At 62.3% G+C, this 13,804-nt stretch carries 10 protein-coding genes; 2 read left to right on the top strand and 8 right to left on the bottom strand.

Annotated features, from left to right (window positions below; translation table 11 throughout):
- Positions 1 to 8: 8 nt before the first annotated feature.
- The 7 genes from AB5Z25_RS00980 to AB5Z25_RS00950 form a co-directional block, all read right to left on the bottom strand.
- Positions 9 to 650 carry a type II secretion system F family protein gene (locus tag AB5Z25_RS00980; protein WP_368134574.1) on the bottom strand — a complete coding sequence of 214 codons (642 nt, stop codon included), beginning with the start codon at positions 648 to 650 and terminating at the stop codon, positions 9 to 11.
- The gene (locus AB5Z25_RS00975; RefSeq protein ID WP_271759660.1) at positions 647 to 1,495 is read right to left on the bottom strand and encodes a type II secretion system F family protein; all 849 of its coding nucleotides are present in this window, start codon (positions 1,493 to 1,495) and stop codon (positions 647 to 649) included. The genes AB5Z25_RS00980 and AB5Z25_RS00975 overlap by 4 nt, the downstream gene beginning before the upstream one ends.
- Before the next feature lie 50 nt (positions 1,496 to 1,545).
- On the bottom strand, positions 1,546 to 2,874 hold the full coding sequence (locus AB5Z25_RS00970; RefSeq protein ID WP_347486744.1) for a TadA family conjugal transfer-associated ATPase: 1,329 nt from the start codon (positions 2,872 to 2,874) through the stop codon (positions 1,546 to 1,548).
- The gene (locus AB5Z25_RS00965) at positions 2,871 to 4,520 is read right to left on the bottom strand and encodes a CpaE/TadZ family protein (protein WP_368134573.1); all 1,650 of its coding nucleotides are present in this window, start codon (positions 4,518 to 4,520) and stop codon (positions 2,871 to 2,873) included. Before AB5Z25_RS00965 ends, AB5Z25_RS00970 begins: the two co-directional genes overlap by 4 nt.
- Positions 4,520 to 5,179 (bottom strand): Flp pilus assembly protein CpaB, encoded by a 660-nt coding sequence (gene cpaB / locus AB5Z25_RS00960; RefSeq protein WP_368134572.1) that lies wholly within the window; start codon positions 5,177 to 5,179, stop codon positions 4,520 to 4,522. The genes AB5Z25_RS00965 and cpaB overlap by 1 nt, the downstream gene beginning before the upstream one ends.
- Before the next feature lie 253 nt (positions 5,180 to 5,432).
- Positions 5,433 to 6,386 carry a ribosome small subunit-dependent GTPase A gene (gene rsgA / locus AB5Z25_RS00955; protein ID WP_192919572.1) on the bottom strand — a complete coding sequence of 318 codons (954 nt, stop codon included), beginning with the start codon at positions 6,384 to 6,386 and terminating at the stop codon, positions 5,433 to 5,435.
- Between the two features lie 469 nt (positions 6,387 to 6,855).
- A complete protein-coding gene (locus AB5Z25_RS00950) occupies positions 6,856 to 9,537 on the bottom strand; it encodes a cation-translocating P-type ATPase (RefSeq protein ID WP_368134571.1) in 2,682 nt (893 codons plus the stop codon).
- Between the two features lie 441 nt (positions 9,538 to 9,978).
- Between AB5Z25_RS00950 and pyk the strand changes: the two genes are divergently transcribed.
- Both pyk and AB5Z25_RS00940 read left to right on the top strand, forming a co-directional pair.
- Positions 9,979 to 11,439: a pyruvate kinase gene (pyk, locus tag AB5Z25_RS00945; protein WP_368134570.1), complete on the top strand. Its 1,461-nt coding sequence runs from the start codon at positions 9,979 to 9,981 to the stop codon at positions 11,437 to 11,439.
- A gap of 758 nt (positions 11,440 to 12,197) precedes the next feature.
- Entirely contained in the window at positions 12,198 to 12,935 is a 738-nt protein-coding gene (locus tag AB5Z25_RS00940) for a hypothetical protein (RefSeq protein ID WP_138374408.1), read from the top strand.
- Here AB5Z25_RS00940 and AB5Z25_RS00935 read toward each other — a convergent pair.
- Positions 12,932 to 13,780 (bottom strand): hypothetical protein, encoded by an 849-nt coding sequence (locus AB5Z25_RS00935; protein ID WP_052044001.1) that lies wholly within the window; start codon positions 13,778 to 13,780, stop codon positions 12,932 to 12,934. The two genes, AB5Z25_RS00940 and AB5Z25_RS00935, sit on opposite strands and share 4 nt — an antisense overlap.
- Positions 13,781 to 13,804 lie beyond the last annotated feature (24 nt).

Here is a 13,804-nt window from a genome sequence, read left to right as displayed (position 1 = left end):
ATTCCTCCCTACATCATCCCGCCTGCTCCCAACAGCGGGCCCAATATGGACAGAAGCAACGCCGGCAAGATGAGCGTGCCGGTGGGAATCAGCAGCTTGACGGGCGCACGCTCGATCTCGCGCTCGACCGCGGCGCGATGAGCCGCACGGATCTCGCGACTTTGAGCGGCCAGTGTCTCGGCAAGTGGGGCACCCAGAGCGAGCGCCTGCCCCACCGTGATGGCAAAGGTCTCGAGCGCTCGCACGTCCAGGTCGCGTGCGGCGGCCAACAGCTCGTCCTCACGCGTGCCCACGCCCACCTGCCACGCCATGCAGGCCCGCTCAAGTCGAAGAGCCAGCACTGACCGGCGGTTGGCGCAGAAAATCTCAAGCGCCGCATCAAACGAAAGACCGGCCGAAAGACCCAAGCGCACAACATCGATCATCTCGGACACTTCGCCGAGCGATACTCGCGCCGGGCCGCCCGCTCCAACCGCGCCCTTCATTCGCGCGGCCAGAGCATCGACCACCGAGCGACCCGCGGCAGCGACCAGCACCGCCTCGCGCTTGCAGGCCTCTGCGATCTTGCGTGCATCCGCCCGATCCAAACCCGTTGCGACAAATACACTCAGAGCGCACAGGCAAGCCGCAACTGCAGCCGGGGCGCTCATAGCTTCACCCGCATAATGCGCCGGATAACCACCAGGGCAACGGCGTTGAGGGCAAGACCCAGCACCACAGTGCCCGCGCCGGCAGGCGTCGCAAGACCGCGACGAAAATCTGCCGAAAGCAGCGCCAACACCGCGCACATGCCCGTCGGCATCGCCGCGACCATATGCGCAGACATGCGAGCCTGCGACGTCTTAACATCCAGGCGGCGCTTGAGCTCAATGCGCTCCCCCACCATGCTCGACGCCTCGGACAGTAAGTCGGCAAGCGGAGCACCGGTGCGCTGAGACACCTTAAGCGCCAAGGTCACAAGCGAAAGGCCAGGGGCGTCGATGCGCACGAGCAAGTCATCGAGCGCGTCGGTCGCCGAGATGCCGCAATCGATTGCCGCCGCCACCCGCAAAAACTCGGTATGCACCGGTTCTTGCGCATGAGCGCCCACAAAGCGCATGCCCTGGGCCAGTGAATGTCCCGAGGCAAGCGACATGGAAAGTGCGGTAAACGCCTCGGGCATGGCCTCTTCTGCATCGTGTTGCTCGCGCCGGCTCTCAAAGCCATCCCGAGCGGCGCCAACGGCAAACGGAGCAACAAGTCCCAAGGCAAATCCGAGGGGCGATAACGACACCATCGTTAGCAAAACGCAGCAGACACCGCTCGATAGCAGCAGAAACGCCAAACGCCCCGAAGCATCCTCGATCGCGAGGCCAAGGCGACGCGCCGGAGCCAGCGATGCCCACGAACGGGCGATCTTTTTCAACAGATCGTTTTCCACCAGCTCACGCGGCAGCTTCTCTGCCACCGTCTCGAGCGCCTGACGCGCCAGCTCCGCCGGCGGTACCTGCGGCACACGAGGTTCCGCCCCGCACGCCGTCGCAACAGAAAACCCTGCCAAACCCCCTACGACGAGGGGCACAGCGACCTCCATTCGTCCACCTCCTCTTGTGTGAGCGTCCCCGACCGCAGGCCTTCTGCGATAAACGGCGGCTCGCGGTCAAGCTTCCAGGTGCGCTCGGCGGCATCGAAAGTCACATAGCGCTCGAGCTCTACGCCGCCCGACGCGGCGCGACGCACCCCCGAATACGAGGAGACGAAACGCCTGCCATCGGCGTGGCGCTCGGACATCACGATGCCGTCGAGCGCCATGGCAATCTGCTCCTCGATGAGCTCGCTCGGCAGATCGATGCCATAACGTGCAAGCAACGTCAGACGCACCACGGTCTCCTGCTCGGAACCCGCATGAAGTGTGGTGAGCGACCCGTCGTGGCCCGTGTTCATGGCCTGCAACATGTCGCAGCACTCGGCACCGCGCACCTCGCCCACCACGATGCGGTCGGGGCGCATGCGCAGGGCATTGGTCACCAGGTCGCGGATCGTCACCGCACCCTCGCCCTCAATTGAAGCCTCGCGCGCCTCTAGGCGCACCACGTGCGGATGATGTGCAAACTTGAGCTCGGCAGAGTCCTCGATCGTCACGATGCGCTCGCCGGTGGAAATCTCACATGACAACGCGTTGAGCAGGGTGGTCTTACCAGATCCCGTGCCTCCCGCAACCGCCAGGTCCTGTCGCAGCGACACCGCGCACGACAACAGCTGCGCATACCAAAGCGGCAGCGACCCCAGCCCCACAAGCTCGTCCAGCGAGCAAATGCGGTCCGAGAACTTTCGGATGGTGAGAATCGGTCCGTCAATCGCCACAGGCGGAATCACCGCGTTGACGCGATAGCCCGTTTTGAGGCGGGCGTTGACGATGGGGCTGCGCTCGTCGATACGGCGGCCAAGTGGCGAGATGATGCGGTCGATAAGCACACGGATCTGCTCATCATCCTCAAACGCATGCTCGATGGGGTGCAAGACGCCGCCGCGTTCAAAGAAGGCCGAGCGGCAGCCGTTGATCATGATCTCGGTAACGGTATCGTCCTCGATGAGCGGCTGCAACGGCCCCAAGCCCACCACGTCATCCAAAATCTCGTCGATGATGGTCTCGCGCTCGGGCGTCGCGAGATCGGTCGGCTCCTCAACATTGAGCGCCGCCTCCACCGCAGGACGCAATTCCGAGCGGGCAAGTGCCGGGTCGACATAGGCGCTGATACGCGCCACTTCGTCGTAACCCATGCGGTCCATCACGGCGCGCTTGGTGCGTCGTTTCACCGCGCGGCGACGCCCCGCATCTACAGGCGCTGCCGCCGCTGCAGCGCCGGCAGCCTTAATCCTCGTTTGCAGGCTCATCGCTGATCACCCTCGCGCGACCAGGGAAGGCGGATACGCGGGCGTTCGGTACGCGTCGCACGGTCGGCGACCATATCGCTCCAAGGGCCGACGGCGCACCCCAGTTCCACGAGCATCTCGCGCGTGGCCTCGCGCATGCTGGTCGCGAAAGCGCTCGTCTGACCCACTGCCTCGTCAGCGCGCCCAAACGCCATGAGCGCGGCGAGATCCTGCCCGCCATCGGCGATACGAATCTTGGAGCTCAACGCACAGGCAATCTCAAAGCGCATGGCGACGTCCTCGTCTGCCCCGCGCGCACCGAACCGGTTGAACACGGCGCTCATGCGCGTGCGCGGCACACCTACTCGACTTGCCAGTTCAATGACGCGCGACGCCGATGTCGCGGACGACACCGCAGCATCGCCAACGACCAGGCAACGGTCGCTCGCCGCCACCGCAGCCGCCACGGCGTCGCCCCAAAAGACCGAGGTATCGATAAAGACCACGTCGGATTCGCGACGCAGGACATCAAGCAGTAGCTCCACCGGACGTGCCATGAGCTCGGCTTGCTCGGGCGCCGCGACGGGACCCCAGAGCGTAACGCCCGGGGCGACGCGCATCGATGCGGCTACGATATCCGGCTCGGTGAGCGTGCCCGCCGCCGACGGCTCGATAAGTGCCGCCATATCGCGCGGAGCATCGACGCCTAACAAGTCGTAAAGGTTTCCAAACATCAGGTCCAGGTCGAGCACGGCGGCACGCAAGCCCAACAGCGACGATGCGTGTGCCATGGTGGCAACGATCGTCGACTTGCCGCAACCGCCCGAGCCCGAAATGACGCAGACGACCGGAGCTCGATGCGGCGAAGCGGCAGCGTCTGCCGGCGGCATCGGAGGCGGCGGGGCGGGCGTCGGTGACAGCGTCCCCGTCTCCTCCGCCGCAACTACACGCTGCGTCCAGGCCGGCATGGCAGCTTGTTCGGTCTGCGAGGCAGGCTCGTTCTGCGCAATCTGCTCATGCTGCATCAGCGACAACTCGCCGCACCCGGCAAAGCCCTCAACTTCGTCGAGTTCATCCGCCAGATTCACGCCGTGCACGTATCCCATATCTACAGCCGGGGAATCGCCAGCATGCTGCGCCGGCCCTCCAGCGTCATCGTATACAAGGGGGTTCCGGGGGCGCCGACCATGCTCGGCTTCCGCTTTTCCATAATCATCAACACGCGGGCCTCTTGTAGCGCGAGGCGCCCCGGGTTCCCTATCAACAAAAGCATCGGGCTCAATCGTCATGCGCCGATCGGAATCAACCGCTCCCTCGCCCGCGCACCCGTTGCCGCATATACTGTGCGCAGCGATGACCTCGGTCGCCCCTGCGCGAAACAGCCCCTCGATATCCGACGGATCGAGTGCTTCTATCAACACGACCACGCGACTCACGCGGCCTTCGGCCGTCAGGCGCGCAACAGTCTTGCGCACATCTTCGGTATCAAACAGAGACGCCGCGATGATGGCAGCCCCGCGGCGCGACGGAAACGCCCGAGCCATGGAAACCAGCCCGTCCAGGTCACCTACGCGAAGCACCTGTGCACCCGCATCACGGCCCTCGACTTCCCGCTGCAACAGCCCGTAATCGCCGCACGCGCAGCACGCAAGCCAGATCGCCTTCATCACTTGTCGCCTCCGCTCTTTTTGCCGCGCGCCGTGGCGGGAATCGTCAAGCTGACCGTTCCCTTGCCCGAGGCTCCCAGCAGTTCCTTGACGTCTTCGGGGTCAGCCGCCAGCGTCACCCATTCGATCTTGCCCTCGCGCGTGGCACCGGAATCCTCACTGGTATCGATCACGTACGCGCCGCACAGTCGATCGGTTACGCCGTCTTTTTGCACATACACATCCACGTAGCTGCCCACGCCCGTGGCGCCGCCGACCGAGTGCTCGGCATCGACCGCCACCGAAACGGCGATTTTGCCCTTAGGCACCTCGAGCTTGTGGCTCTCGGCCTTGGTGTAGACATTGCAGATCACGGCGTTTTTGGGAATACGCGAAGTCGTCACGTCGCCGCGCACCTGGCGCAGCTCGGTCGCCGCGTCACGCGGCAGCAGACTCGTCAGCCATTCTTGGGTTATGACATTGGTCTCATCGAGGGTCTCGCCCACATCGATATCACGCGCCGCGACGCATACCTCGACGCGATCGCCACCGTACTTGGCCAAGGTCTCAGCCTGGACCTGTTCGGCTTGCGAGCGGATCGACGAGCCGTAAACCATGCAGAGCAGAGCAGCGAGCACGCCCGCGACCAGACTGATGGCGATGCGCTTGCTCTTGTTCACGGCCGCTCCTCTCATGGCAGTGCCGGGCGAATGCCCGTACCACCATTGTCTGGGCGGTCAGAGCGCAAAGCGGCGCAATCGCGATCTTGGTTTTCGATGTCAAACCAATCGCTGACCAAAAACTAACCAGCCCGTCAAGCTCGTGGCAAGGTTTTGGTCAGCACGTCAGCAAACTGCATGCTTCAAGGCTTTTCCGCAGCAAAAAAAGCCGTCTCCCGAACAGTTGGGAGACGGCTGTCATAGGAAAAATCAATTACAGATGGACATCGGGATCGAGCATTTGGGCGCTCACGCGCATGGATGACGCCAGGTTTTGGAACGTTTCCAGACGCAGGCTGTCGATCTGCCCGGCGTCCTCGGCCTCGCGAACGGCGCAACCCGGCTCATGGGTATGCGTGCAATCGCCAAATCGGCACGCGCGCGATGCCTCGACAATCTCGGGGAAGGCGCGCGCCAGACCCCGCTCGTGACCCACGAGCGGTAGGCTGCGCAGGCCCGGGGCATCGGCGATCACGCCGGCGTCGCCCGGCAGTGCCACCATCACGCGCGCAACGGTAGTGTGACGGCCCTGGTCGTCGCGTTCGCGCACACCGCCAGTCGCCAACGTATCGTGGCCCAGCAGCGCATTGAGCAGCGTCGACTTGCCGGCACCCGACTCGCCCAGAATCATGGCGCAGCTCCCGGCAGGCACGCAGGAACGAACCTCGTCCAGGCCGCGCCCCTCGGCAGAGGACGTCACGATCACGCGCACGTCCGGACCCACCAGGCGGCGCACGCGGTCCAGATCGCGCTCGAGCTCCTCGGCATCGCAGCGGTCAGCTTTGGTGAGCACCACCACCGGCTCGGCATCGCAGTCGAGCGCCAACACCAGCGAGCGCGCCACGCGGTCGAGCAGCACCTCGCCGGCACCGAGTGCCTGCACGATTAGCACGCTATCCACGTTGGAGCAGAGCACCTGGCGCTCTCCGCGGGCACGGCCGCGCCAACGCTCAAAGCTCGTACGGCGCGGCAGCACGCACTCAATCACGCCCATATCGTGCCCGGGAGCGCGGCGCACCGCCACACGGTCTCCCACGGCAGGCAGCAGGACCTCATCCTCGCCGCGCGATTTGGCAAACCCCACGGCATGCTCGGCGCGAAAGGTGTCGTCGGCAGTCGCCACCAGCGGAAACCCGCGATCCAAGCGCACCACGGCGCCAAGCCGCATCTGCTCGGGCTCCTCGGTATGTGTGCAGAAATCATCAAAGGCAGTCTGCTGGGTTTCATCGACCGGCAGGTCATCAAACGCCGGAACGTCCTGCAGCGCGTCAAGTCCCGGCACGCTTGCCAGCAGCTCCTCGGCAGACGCGGGGGCCTCGGTCGCAAGCTTCCGACGACGATCGCGCTTAGCCCGCGCCCCCGTCGTCTTTTTCTTCGCCTTAGCCTTAGCCTTGCCCACAAGCGCCTCCCAGCACCATAAATCACAACTGAGCAGGTATTTTAAATCAAAAAGAGCTGGCCGGGCAAAGCCCGACCAGCTCACAAACTTTTCCTCAGCTTACGGTCCCGAGAGGTCATCCGAAGGCCCGCCCGCCGGGAGGGGTTTCTTCTGAGCGATCCCGCAGCGCGAAGCGCGAGGACCAGCGAAGAAGAAACCCCGCAGGCGGTCGGGCCGGTGGGAAGGATGGCCTTTCGACCTACTCCTTCTCGACCGCGCGCATGATCGCCTTGTAGATCTCCATCAGCGGGATGATCAGGAAGGCCAGGCCCAGCGCGGCAAGAACGCCCTTGAGCTCAAGCGTCACGGGGCCAAAGAACATCTCGGCAAGCGTCGGCTGCACGGTCACGATCACCGTCAGCACCAGTGCCAGCGCGGCAGAAGCCCACAGCCACTTGTTCTGCTTCTTCATGGTGAACAGCGACGCACGACGGCTGCGCATATTGAAGCAGTGGAAAATCTCGACCATGTTGAGCGTGATGAACGCCATCATCACGCCTTCCTCGTCGGCATTGCCGGCGATCATATCGACGATGTGGATGTAGCCCATGTCAAAGTACACGCCCACAAAGAAGCTCGCCAGCACCAGCACGGTGATGATCAGACCCTGGACCACGCAGTCCAGGCCCATGTGACCGGCAAAGACACCGTCCTTGGCGTTGCGCGGCTTGCGCTTCATGATGTCGCCCTCGGCGTCCTCCATGCCCAGCGCGAGCGCGGGGAAGCAGTCGGTGACCAGGTTCACCCACAGCAGCTGCACCGGCTGGAAGATAGTAAAGCCGATGAGCGTGGCGATAAACACCGAGAAGACCTCGGCAAGGTTGGCCGAAAGCAGGAACTGGATGACCTTGCGGATGTTGTCGTAGATGCGACGGCCCTCTTCGCAGGCGCCGATGATGGTGGCGAAGTTGTCGTCGGCAAGCACCATGTCGGCAACGTTCTTGGTGACGTCGGTGCCGGTAATGCCCATGCCAACGCCGATGTCGGCGCGCTTGATGGACGGGGCATCGTTGACGCCGTCGCCCGTCATGGCCACGATCTGGTCGCGCGACTTCCAAGCCTCGACGATACGAGTCTTGTGCTCGGGCTGGACGCGAGCGTACACGCCGTAGTCCTCGATGTGCGCGTCGAGCTCCTCGTCGCTCATGCGATCGAGGTCGGCACCGGTGATGGCCTGGCTGCGATCGGCGACGATGCCCAGCTGCTTGGCGATGGCCACGGCGGTGTCGATGTGGTCGCCCGTGATCATGACGGTGCGGATACCGGCATCGTGCGCCTCGCGGATAGCATCGGCCACCTCGGGACGGACCGGGTCGATCATGCCGGACAGGCCGCAGAAGACCAGGTCATGCTCGAGCGCAGCGGGGCTGCAGTCGGCGGGAACCTCGGTGTAGGTGCGGCTCGCCAGCGCCAGCACGCGCAGGGCCTCGTCGGCCATGGCCTTGTTGGCTGCCACGAGCTCGGCGCGACGCTCCTCGGTCAGGGGGACGACCTTATCGCCCTCGTAGATATGGGTGCACAGGCCGATCACCACGTCGGGCGCGCCCTTGGTGTACTGCTCGTACTCGCCGTCCAGGGTCTCGACGACCACGGACATCATCTTACGGCCCGAGTCGAACGGGGCCTCGCCCACGCGCGGGTGCTCGGCAGTCAGGCCGGTGAGGCCCGCCTTGCCGGCGTCGTTGACGAGCGCACACTCGGTCGGCTCGCCCACGGCCTCGCCCAGCTCCTCGTCCCACTGGGCATCGGAGCACAGCGCCATGCCGGCCAAGAACTTCTCCTTGGGCGCAGCGAGCTCGTGCTTGACGACGGTCATCTTGTTCTGGGTAAGCGTGCCGGTCTTGTCCGAGCAGATGGTCTGCGTGCAGCCGAGCGTCTCGACAGCAGAAAGCTTGCGGATAATCGCCTGGCGCTTGGCCATCTTGGTCACGCCGAGCGAAAGGACGATGGTCACGACGGCGACCAGGCCCTCGGGGATGGCGGCGACGGCGAGCGAGACGGCGACCATAAAGGTATCGAGCAGGGCAGTCGGGTCGGTAAGGACGTTGCCCACGCCGTGACGGATGATGTCGACGCCAAAGATGACGACGCAGATGACGATAACCATAATGGTAAGGATGCGGCTGAGCTCGGCGAGCTTCACCTGCAACGGCGTGAGCTCTTCCTTGGCCTCGGCCAGGGCGCCGGCAATCTTGCCCATCTCGGTATCCATGCCGGTGCCGACCACGACGGCGCGACCGCGACCGTACACCACGGTAGAGCCCATGTAGCACATGTTCTTGCGGTCGCCGAGCGGCACGTCGTCAGTGCCCGCGGCAAGCTCAATCACGTTGGTGTGCTTCTCGACCGGCACGGACTCGCCGGTCAGTGCGGCCTCTTCGATCTTCATCGTGGCGCTCTCGAGCACGCGGCAGTCGGCCGGGACGGAGTCGCCCGCCTCGAGCATGATCACGTCGCCGGGCACGAGCTCGGCGCTCGGCAGGTGCACGAGCTTGCCGTCGCGCAGCACCTTGGACTGCGCCGCGCTCATTTCCTGCAGGGCCTCGAGGGCCTCCTCGCTCTTGGCTTCCTGGACCACGCCCAGCACCGAGTTGACGATAACGACGAACATGATGATGGCGACGTCGGCAAAATCGGGCTCGCCCTTGACCATGCCCGTAAGTGCGCTGATAACGGCGGCAACAATCAGCATGATGACCATGGGGTCTGCCATCTGCTCAAAGAAGCGCTTCCACAGCGGAGTCTTCTCGGCTTCCTCAAGCTTGTTAGGGCCTGTCTTGGCGAGGCGCGACGACGCCTCGTCGTTGCTCAGGCCAAGGTTCTCATCGACACCCTGGTCGCTGAGCACCTCCGCCGCGGCGGACAGGTATTCCTTTTGCATATAGAGTCCCCTCCTGGGATTCGGGCCACTCAGCAGATTGATGCCCGATCATAATTCCCAGGAGAAGGGCAAGGGCTCATCAAGGCTGCCGTGCTGAGCGGCAGTTGATAGTGGAGCTATGGTACCCCAAAGCGACGCGTCTAGCCAAAACATTCCATCTGGAAACACGGCACAGGCGCAACGGTGCAGACAGTGTGATGCTCAACATTGATAAAACGTTTTTTCTTCGGCGCATCGTCAGACTGAAATATCGCCCAGATAGCAGCGGTTAGAACGGTTGGTAAAGTTTTTGCATATACCGTTTTTCCGCAAAAAATGAACTTCTAATTCGGCATACGGTCGATTTTTTGGGGTATTCGGTCGGCATTTCGTTATAATCATCTCAGTTTTATTTCTTATGGTTTATCTATCAGCGCAAGACGATGTCAGATGGAGGTCTGAATGTACAAGCGCACCAAGATTGTATGCACCATGGGTCCCGCCTGCGATAGCGACGAGACCATCCGCGAGATGATCAAGGCGGGCATGAACGTCGCCCGTTTTAACTTCTCGCACGGATCCTACGACGAGCACCACGGTCGCATCGAGCGCGTCCGTCGTATTTCCAAGGAGCTCGGTATGCCCGTCGGCATCCTGCTCGACACCAAGGGCCCCGAGGTCCGCACCGGCCTCTTGGTCGACGGCAAGAAGGTTGCCGTCAAGACCGGCGACAGGATCGTCGTCACCGCTCAGCCCACGTCCGAGGATTTCCATGGCACCGCTGAGCACATCTCCCTCGACTACCTGGCTCTGCCCTCCGAGGTCGAGAAGGGCTCCCTCATCCTGATCGATGACGGCCTGGTTGCCCTCGAGGTCGAGTCCGTCGACGGCCAGGACATGACCTGCGTCGTTAAGAACGACGGCCTGATCGGCGAGCGCAAGGGCGTCAACATGCCCAACGTCAACATCTCTCTGCCCGCCATCACCGAGCGCGATCGTCAGGACATCCTCTTTGGCCTGACCGAGAACATCGACTACATCGCCGCTTCCTTCATCCGTGACGGCGAGTCCGTCCGCGGCATCCGCAAGCTTTGCCGCGAGAACGGTGGCGAGCACGTGACGATCTTCCCGAAGATCGAGTGCGCCCTGGGCGTCGAGAACTTCGACGAGATCCTCGAGGCTTCCGACGGCATCATGGTCGCCCGTGGCGACCTGGGCATCGAGATCAAGCCCGAGCTCGTTCCCCACATCCAGAAGGAGATCATCGCCAAGTGCAACGCGGCCTACAAGCCCGTTATCACCGCTACGCAGATGCTCGACTCCATGCAGCAGAACCCGCGCCCGACGCGCGCCGAGGTTGCTGACGTCGCTAACGCCATCTACGACGGCACCGACGCCGTCATGCTCTCTGGCGAGTCCGCTGCCGGTAAGTACCCGGTCGAGGCCGTCAAGATGCAGGCCAGCATTGCTCTCGAGACCGAGAAGTACCTCCCGGCTCACGCTCCGCTCGAGGTTCCGGCTGACGCTCACGGCACCCGCGTTGTCAACAACGTTGTGGGTATGTCCGCTGTGAACATGGCCACCACCGTTGGCGCCAAGTGCATCACCGTGCCCACGACCACCGGTCGTACCGCTCGCCTGATCTCGCACTTCCGTCCCAACATGCCGATCTGCGCTTTCTCCCGCCACGAGTGGGCCGTCCAGCAGATGATCATGTACTGGGGCGTCATCCCGCACCAGGCAGAGATTACCCAGGGCACCGTCAACGGCACGATCGTCAAGGCGATCGAGACCGCTAAGGAGCTCGGCTACGTCGAGGCCGGCGACCTGACCGTCGCCACCGCTGGCGATCCCCGCATGAGCGTCCAGCTCGAGGACAAGGTCTCCTCGACCAACGTCGCTTACGTCGCTCAGGTGCGCTAAGTCGTACTTGCAAGCACACTTGCATCGCAAAGGGCCCGGAAGGCGAAGCCTTCCGGGCCCTTTTTCTGTGCCAATGCCGGCGCACGGCAAAACACACACTCATTTCTTTACCAAAAGCGCGAAATCCACCCTTCGAGACCCAATGAATAAAGTCCCAAGCGCTAAAAGTGTTCGCCCGGTGGCAAACCCACACCTTAACCGACGCTGCTAAATCGTTTTAGCAAGAGCCGGATTGACCTGCTTTTCGGAAGTATGCGGCAAATTCTGATACCTCCGAGCACACCCCGTTTTTTCGCAACAAAATGCCTGATAAACTAGCCTCAAAAGCCAGGTCTGCTCACAAGGTTTAGATTTTGCCGCATACTTCCGAATTGACACTGGCATCGCACGGTCCAAAAGCATATTTCGACCAGGAGGACGTCATGGACCTGACGCTATGCGGTCAATCCGCTTTTTACTATCACCGTATCCCGCCACAGATATTAGGCCTTTACCCTGCCATTAGCCTTGGCAATATGGATCGCAGATGTTGCGGCCTCGGAAGTCATGCAGTTGTAAAAGACCTGCTTCACGCACCGCTTCACAGGATTGTATTCACTCGGGCACAATCCGGGTCGCGAAGCCTGTTTAAATCGCACCTCCTGACCCAAGAGCCGCCTCCCGGGTCGTTTAGGCAAACCGAGCATGGGTTTGATGTCACATCGCCCGAGTTCACACTGCTCAACCTTGCTACGCAGGTCTCACGCAACCAGCTGCTTATGGCGTGTTATGAGATGTGCAGCTCGTTTGCTGTGTATACACCCTGCAAACGAGCGCAACGGCAACTTGATGAAGCTATTTCGCTTAAGCTCATTCCACCCAACTGCGGCTGGGAGCGGGTTATCGACGTCAACGGCAAGGATACCAACCTGTGGAAGCGCACGCCGCTTCTTTCCGCAGCGGATATCGCCGCGTTCGCCAAGCAGGCCGCAGGCCTGCGCGGTGTTAAGCAGCTCCGCTGGGCCGCCGAACGCATGACAGGACAGACCGCCTCGCCCTTCGAAGTACAGACCTCCATGCTTATCTCGCTCCCCCGCGACGAGGGCGGCATGGGCATCAACATCGCAAACAACGTGCGCATCCCACTCAGCGACGCCGCGCGCTCGCTGTATGACAAAACCTGCTGCTACGCCGATATCCTCATCGAAAGCGCCACCGACAGCATGGGTGTCATCCTTGAATGCCAAGGCCGCTCCGCCCACGACAGCGAAGCCGCGAGCCTCTCCGATGCCGAGCGCGCCACCGCGCTCACAAGCATGGGCTACGACGTCATCCAAATTACCTTTGGCCAGATTAAGGATAAGAAGAGCTTCGACCACATAGCCGAGCTCATCCATAAAAAGGCTGGACTTTCCTACACCCCAAAGACCAAACAGGAGCGCGCCGCCGAAGTCACCCTGCGGCAAGAGCTACTTGTCAATTGGGTTGAGCTATTCACCGCCAAGCCGGCCAGCTAGCAGCTAGCAATCAGGGGAAGCGCAGGCATATCGGGCGATTCGACGCGAGCCGCAAATCCCGCCTCGGTTAGCTCGATGACCTCGGTAAACGTTGTATCGAAAAACTCCTCGGTTAGCAGGCGATACGGCGGATGATCGGACTCGCCGGGGTTTTCGCGTACAATCTCGTGCATAACGCCGATGGTCTTGAGCACATACTCCTTATGGATGGGATACTGACCAAAACGGGTCGCCGCAGTATACAGGCGATCGGTCGCGCGCGGTATCGAAACGATGCCGAGTGTCTTGCCAAACCAGTCAAAGTCGCCTTGCTTTTTAATGCGGAATTCCTCGCACGGCTTGCCGCCGTGCGCCTCCAGGTACTGATTCACACGCGTATTCCATACGGTATCGGCCACCAGATGCGACCAAACGCCCAGCGTCAGATCGAGCAGCGACTGCGCCACGTCATCGGGCGCGAGCGAAAGCTCGCTAGCACCGGGACCGGCGACCGGCTCGGCGTCCTTGTAACGTTGGGGATAATGCACCCGATTGAGTCGCTCGCGCTCCTCGACAATCGAGGTCGCGGCAGCTGGCGCACCGGTGGGCGAACTTTTAAGCAACGGTGCCACATAGGTATCCCAGAACTCATGCTCACGAGGCTTAGGGATAGGCTCGGGCTTTGCAAAGTGCGTAATGCGGTACGGGATGGGATCGGCGATGCCAGGGACCATATAGCCCACGAAGATATCCGGAACCACGCAGCCAAACAAAAAGGCATTGCGGTCGCGCACGCTATTGGCAAGCGCACCGGTGCGCTCCAGCAAACGCTCCGTCTGAGCGATATGAATGTTCCAGCTTGGCATAGCCACCCCCATAAAAACCTGGAT

Source organism: Collinsella aerofaciens (genome assembly GCF_040910325.1).
In the GTDB taxonomy this organism is placed as follows: Bacteria; Actinomycetota; Coriobacteriia; order Coriobacteriales; family Coriobacteriaceae; genus Collinsella; species Collinsella aerofaciens_BL.
The sequence above is the reverse complement of the archived record's forward strand: the minus strand, read 5'-3'. Positions and strand labels throughout refer to the sequence as shown.